Source organism: Moorena sp. SIO1F2 (genome assembly GCF_010672755.1).
GTDB lineage: Bacteria > Cyanobacteriota > Cyanobacteriia > Cyanobacteriales > Coleofasciculaceae > Moorena.
In genome coordinates, this window is sequence record NZ_JAAHFV010000352.1 from 1 (window position 1) to 6,363 (window position 6,363).

Genomic DNA, 6,363 nt, shown 5'->3' on the forward strand with positions numbered 1-6,363 from the left:
GTCGTAAGCTTCAAGCCCGTGATCTCGAAGATGAAGATGAGGTAATTTTCGCACCTAAGGTCAGTGCTAAATATTATCTACTGAAGCGAGAGAATACCCCAACTGATCCAGTAGATCAAATGGATGAGTATGATATTACCCTAATTAATCCCGGTATGATTGATGATTCGGAAGAATGGGATAATTAGTAAGTAAATGACCGCCAAGTTAACCTTAAAATTTATAATTTTAAGGTTATAGTTTGAGCGGTTAGCTACAGGATGTTAAAGTTTACCAGTCGCAACGGGAGAATAGATCACTAAGAAAATACTTGCGCCAACGAGTCACTGGGTCTCTTCCCTGGAAAGTCACAGTACGATTTTCCTTGGTGTTCCACGGTGCCAAGGGTAAGTGACCTTCCTCCGCTTTGTTTTTGTTGAAAATTTCTGCATACCAGTTTACTTTTTCCCACCACTCGTACCATGTTTCATCTAATAATTCATCATACTCTCCCTTGGGTAAACCACGCTCAGCAATAATTTTGTCCAAGATCTGCTTTTGTACACTGAAGCCAAACTTTCCATCTGAGTGTTTGACCCAAAGGGTGTTAAGAGTACGTAGCTTTTGGCAGGAACATTGTTCAATATGTTTGAGATCGAGCCAACCTTCTTTTTCTCGATCAGCGATGTAAAGCATGATACGAACATTTTTTAGGTCAGCATCTTTCCAGTTTCCCGACTTCATAAAGAAGTGAAGTTCAGCTAGGAAGTGATTGAAAAGAGAGTCTTTGACCATTTGATAGTCTTGACCGTTTTCAGATAGTAACTCAATGTATTCCCGATGCAAATTTTCTACGGCATTCGTTGAGAGTATTGACTGTTGTTGAGGAATAAAGCTAGGTATAGGAATTTCTGTATCGAGATCAACGTTCGGAAACTTTTGCCAAGCAGTATCAAGTATATCAAAGGCTTCCTTGTAAGCTTTTAAGGCTTCCTCTATCTTCCCTTCTGTTCTCAACAAGCTCCCTTCTACTCTTTTGACATGAACCTGAATTGCCCATTCTTCGGGGACATCTGGTTTAGGTTGTGAGGGTAATAGATTTTTTTCCTTTATCTGTTTAATCCTTTGCCTAGCCTCATTCCGCCATTCGGTTGCTTTACTATCCTGTTCAAATTCTTGATACTTCTGACTAAGTTGCTGATTTGCTAAAGAAATCGAAGCTAACAGCATGGCTTGCTTGATATTGCGCTTGTCTTCTCGGATTAGTGTAGACTTACTGACTTGAACCCATGCCTCTTGTGCTTCAGAAGACAGCCCCTTGTTTTGGAGTTCTGCAGCAAGTTCAGAGAGGCGATTAATGGTTTCGATATCTTCTTTGATTATTTTATGAGCAGCTTTAGCTTCCGCTAGCATGATCATTTCCTTTACTGCCACTACTCCTGAAACAATTGTTCCCAACACAGCTACAGTAATTACCACAGCGCGGATCTGAATCCCCCGTTGAGCCTTCCGATTCGCCTCAGTTAGTACCTGATTTCTCTTCTGGGTCGCTTCCCTATCCTTCCTCTCTCTGTCTAATTCTGCTTCCAGCTTTTCTTGAGCTATTTGCTCTTCAATCCTTCTCTTTTCACTGGCCGCCAAAAACTGCTGATCCAAATAACTTAAATTCTTCCCCTTTGCCCAACCCTGAGCATCCTTTAGAGCTTTCCCTCCCAACAACAGCGACTCATCCTGACATCCCGACGCCACCCAAGCCCTAAACCCTTCCGAATAGGGACGTAATGCAGCTAATTCTTGCTCAATCCAGTCCTGATTAAAGACTTTATGGTAGATACGGTTATAGACTTTAAGAACTGGAAAAGCTCCAACTCTCTGCTTGACTACTAATCCAGATAACTGTAACTTACCTTCCTCAAAACTGTTATTGGCAACAACTTCCCCCTGTTGCCACACCTGTTGATACAATTCCAACAAGTAGGCAGACCGTTGCTCATTACTCAAGATGCGATCGCGTATGGTCTTCAAATGTTCTGGCTCATCGGTAGCTTCCCAGTTCGAGATGATATGCGATCGCACCAATTTCTCAATCCATTCCTTCTCCCCTTTTTTTAAGGGATCGAAAACCGAGGCAGAACTAACCACCAACTGACACAGCTTTTGGGTAAGAAAGGGCTGTCCTCCTGTCCAGTCTAAGATTTCCTCGATAATAGCCTGGGGGTTGCTGACCTGTCCCGCCAATCCCCTAACTAACGGCTCAACTTCATGGGGTTGAAAGCCATGTAATTCCAGAGCCCGTCCGATATTAAACGGGGTTCGGTCTTTATCTTCAATTAAATCCCCCGGTGTCGCCACCCCTAAAAGCACAAAACTAAGGCGATTATAGGCAGAATTTTCCGACCGTTTGTTGTAACAGGCTCGAACTAGGGCAAAGAAGTCATCTTTGAAGCTTAATTGCAGAACGCTATCGATTTCATCAATAAAAATAACAATTGGTTGAGCAATATATTCAAACAATACCTCTTTGATAAACTTACGAAAGCACTGCACCGGAGAAATCTTTTGGTGCTGTTGAAGCCAATGGTATTCATCAAACCTGTCGTAGAGTTCTAACTCAGACACCAACCCACTAATCAAACCGCCATACCATTCCCGTGGGGGAATCTGTTGCGACCCCAGCATGGTAATATCAATAGAAGCACAAACAATGTCTTCTTGTTGCAACCGTTTTATGGTTTGAACTTTCAGGGAAGACTTTCCCATCTGACGGGAATTTAAGACATAACAAAATTCCCCTGCTTTTAGGTATTGATACAACTCTTCATCGGCCTGACGCTTGACATAACTGCTAGCATTAAGGGGTAATGCGCCACCTACTTGATAAATTTGCATAGTCTGGGTTTCAATCATTGGGTCTCCTGGAATCGTGCTTGAAAATACTCCCGATACAACTGACAACGGAGAGTTACCTGATGTGCTTGTAAATGAACTAATCCCATACTGTGTAGTTTGTAAGCCGATCGGGATTCTAAGGGAATCGGACAACTGGCCTCAATCACATCTTTAAAAGCATCAGCCAAAGCTTGGTGTTGCTGTAGCATCTGCCAGAGGTGTCGTAGATGATTGCGATAAATCCCAGCTTCGGTGGCAGCATTGTTTAATACCTTCTCCAGGGAACCAATACCATTAAATTTGAGATGGTTAAAGCATTCGCCAATTAAATAGGGATGTCCACCTACTAACCCCTGCAATTGCTCAACCTCAGATGCTGTACAATCAAGTTGGTATTGTTGGGCTAATTCAATAATTTGCTCTTGGGTCAATTCCGGTAACTCAATCGGAACACCAACATTAAACGGGGATTCGTTAAGGTTCAGGGGAATATAAACTTCTGTGGAATGAACCACCACTAATCGGAGCCGTTCTAAACGTTTACCCATCTTGGCTTTCTCATGCCAAGCCCTTAGCATTCCTAAAAAGTCCGATGCCACATCACGATGAGGAAAAACTCGGTCAACTTCATCCAAACATAGAACTACTGGCCTGTTAACCTGCCTTAGCAAATACCGTTCAAAGTAGTTGGTACAAGCCATTTTACTAGTCGATAATCCTTCGTACCAATAATCAGCTAATCGATTAGCTAATCCTAAACTTTCACTGACACAGAAGCTAAACCACTTGAGTAATGAATTAAGATTCCCAAGGTCAGCGTGGTTAGCGAGGTGCAGGTTAATATAAACAGTTTGATAGCCGTGCTGGGCAACCAACTTTTTCAGCACTCTAGCTATCAGTAAGGTCTTCCCCATTAGACTTGGTGCTTTAATTCTCACCAAGGCACCTGGACGTAAAAGTGTTTGATAACAAATGCTTTCAATAGGAGGACGTTCAACATAATAGTCAACGTCAGGGATAGCTTCGTCCTGATCTAAATCCGGTTTCCATGGATCTGGATTAACATTGCTATTGCTTGGTGCGCTTTCTTGATCTAGAAAAGCGATCGCTTTCCAGTCTTGCCCCAATTTTTCACTAATTTCTTGAAAATTCAGGTTATCGACAGGTCGGCCATTGAGATAATTATTGAGGGTTGATAGAGATATCTCCAATTCCTCAGCTAAGTCTTTCTGGCGAGGATAACCGTTGCGCTTAAGAGCTAATTTCACCTGGTCAATAGACTCGGGATGAACTCTGAGTGAGCGAGACATAGTTGTCGGTTCGATGAACTACTCAAACTATAACTATCTTTTATAGTCACTCAGCCCAACTCAGGTACAACTCAGGTACAAGTCGGCAATCAACTATAAGTTGGCCATAAGTCACCTGATCTCAATAGCTTTCAAGGTCTCAACTGCTTTAGCCCCAGGGTTTGATGAAATTGTAGTTCACCTGAAACAATTTTCATGAACAATCTCGAAAGCTTCCAAACCCTTCTGGAAATTGTGTTACTAGTTCTAACCCTCTCTACTGAATCTCCATTGTTAGGTATTGTTGCTGCTATTTGTGCATTGTTGTATTTGTTAATCGACTCTGATGATTCAGATAACGGTGAGGAGTGAGGCGGTTGTCTAGCTCCGGAGATGGGAAGATAGGGAGATAGGGAAATGGGGAGATACGGAAATGAAATTGATCTGTAGTCGTAGTTTACAGCATTGGTATAAGTATACCAATTTAATCGATAACTACTTCATCAAAAGTTCCCGATTCCCGATTCCCGATTCCCGATTCCCTGTACTATAGTCGTTAGTTTAACAACTATCAACCTAGAATCATACTACAAATTTTGCCGATTGACTAACTGAATTTTATTGACAAAATAAGCTTCTCGATGCTGTAATGACTCAGCTAAGTCTAGCCCCTTTTGAAATGCTGCTAAGGCTTGAGGATAGTTGTTCATATCCAGATAAACTTGACCAATTTTGTCGTAAGTATTCATCAAGCCATAATAATTATAGGATTTTTGTTCAACTTGAAGCAAAACCTCATAAACTTGCAAGGCAAACTCTGGCTGCTTAGAGGTCAGGTAAAGTTGTGCTAGAGGTTGTAGTGCTTCGCTAGCATGGGCAAACTGCTGTAGAGACCAGGCTAAGGAATAGGCTTCTTGATAGGTTTGACTAGCTTTTTCTGGTTGATTGAGGCTGTTGTAATCAGATGCGATCGCAATTTTCAGGGCTGGAATCTGGGTATCATTGCCTTGATTGAGGTAAATGTCCACTAATTGCTGCTTTTTGGGCAATGCCTGGTCTGGTTGTTGGTCTTGGTCGTAGATATAAGCTAGCTCTTGTAAATAAGCCACTTGTTCTTGTTCATTTATGCGTTCGCGAAGCGGTTCCATTCGCGTAGCGTGGCCCAAAGGCCAAGGAACATCGCGTTGATTCTGAGCTTGATTCTGAGCTTGAGCCAGTAATTCCTCATAGGTTTCTGCTGCTTTGGGATAATCAAACCAAGCCATGTGCAATTGACCCATGGTCTTCAAGGTAGCCTCAACCGCTGCCATATCTTCCTGGTTGCGAGCATCAGCGAGAATTTGCTCATAAACTGTCAAGGCTTGTCCTGGCACTCGGATCTGTTCATAAGCCTTACCCAAAGCTTTTAAGAGTGGCAGATTGATCGAGTCTTCTGCTTTATTTTCCTGCTGAATCTCTTCCAAGCGTGCCGTAATTAGTTGCACTGACTGCTTATTGTTTTCATTCCAGGCAACTCCTCCTACTCTGCCCAAAGTTTGCACTTCTGCCACTGGATCCCCTAGCACTCGCCGCAGTCGGATTTCCCGATACCAGATCTCAAAGGCTTTGGATTGATTACCAGCTTTGAATTCAGCTTGAGCTTCAGCATTTAGTTCATCCAAAGCTTGGCTGAGTCTAGAACGTTCGGAAGGGTTGAGAGGTTCGTCTGGGGATAACGAAGGCAGGAGGGGATCAGGAGAAGTCAGTTCCAATGGATTGGGATTATCATTATCATTGGATTGGCACAAGGTCACACTAGCAAAACATAACGGGAGTATAGCAGCGGATAATGCTATAATTGCCCAGTTGCTTAGTTTGAGTCTGAGAGGATGTAAGCGCAAGGTAGCCATAAGGAAACTAAAGAAGGTTACTACCAGTTAGGCTAGCGATTTTAGGTTCAAACTGACCAAAAAGATGGGTTTCAAGCCCCGTCCTTCGTTGGCCTTTGGCCACGCTACGCGAACGACGGCTTTTAATTAATTTGCTATACTAAAGGAGTAGCCTAGCACAGACAGGATTCGTCGGTACTGTCATTAAGCCCACGACGTAAAGCGATGCTAGTACATGAGGCGCGAAAAACCTCATTAAAAACGTATGGATCCTAGCGGATACCAAAAACCAGTAAAGCAAACCTTAGAAAATGAAAGTACCGTGGGGCACACGGGAA

At 42.8% G+C, this 6,363-nt stretch carries 4 protein-coding genes and 1 pseudogene; 2 read left to right on the top strand and 3 right to left on the bottom strand.

Annotation, left to right across the window (positions count from 1 at the left end; all coding sequences use genetic code 11):
• Positions 1 to 188: pseudogene (locus tag F6J94_RS27910) on the top strand (FHA domain-containing protein); the annotation flags it as partial.
• Positions 189 to 270: 82 nt separating this feature from the next.
• On the opposite strand, the gene F6J94_RS27915 reads toward F6J94_RS27910, so the two are convergent.
• A complete protein-coding gene (locus tag F6J94_RS27915) occupies positions 271 to 2,868 on the bottom strand; it encodes an AAA-like domain-containing protein (RefSeq protein WP_293046358.1) in 2,598 nt (865 codons plus the stop codon).
• A 14-nt stretch (positions 2,869 to 2,882) separates the two neighbouring features.
• Positions 2,883 to 4,178, bottom strand: coding sequence for an AAA-like domain-containing protein (locus F6J94_RS27920; RefSeq protein ID WP_293046361.1), 1,296 nt, complete (start codon positions 4,176 to 4,178; stop codon positions 2,883 to 2,885).
• Positions 4,179 to 4,373: 195 nt separating this feature from the next.
• Between F6J94_RS27920 and F6J94_RS27925 the strand changes: the two genes are divergently transcribed.
• On the top strand, positions 4,374 to 4,529 hold the full coding sequence (locus tag F6J94_RS27925; protein ID WP_293022410.1) for a hypothetical protein: 156 nt from the start codon (positions 4,374 to 4,376) through the stop codon (positions 4,527 to 4,529).
• Between the two features lie 215 nt (positions 4,530 to 4,744).
• Here the strand turns inward: F6J94_RS27925 and F6J94_RS27930 are convergent, their stop codons facing one another.
• Positions 4,745 to 6,046 carry a lipopolysaccharide assembly protein LapB gene (locus tag F6J94_RS27930; RefSeq protein ID WP_293046364.1) on the bottom strand — a complete coding sequence of 434 codons (1,302 nt, stop codon included), beginning with the start codon at positions 6,044 to 6,046 and terminating at the stop codon, positions 4,745 to 4,747.
• Positions 6,047 to 6,363: the final 317 nt, after the last annotated feature.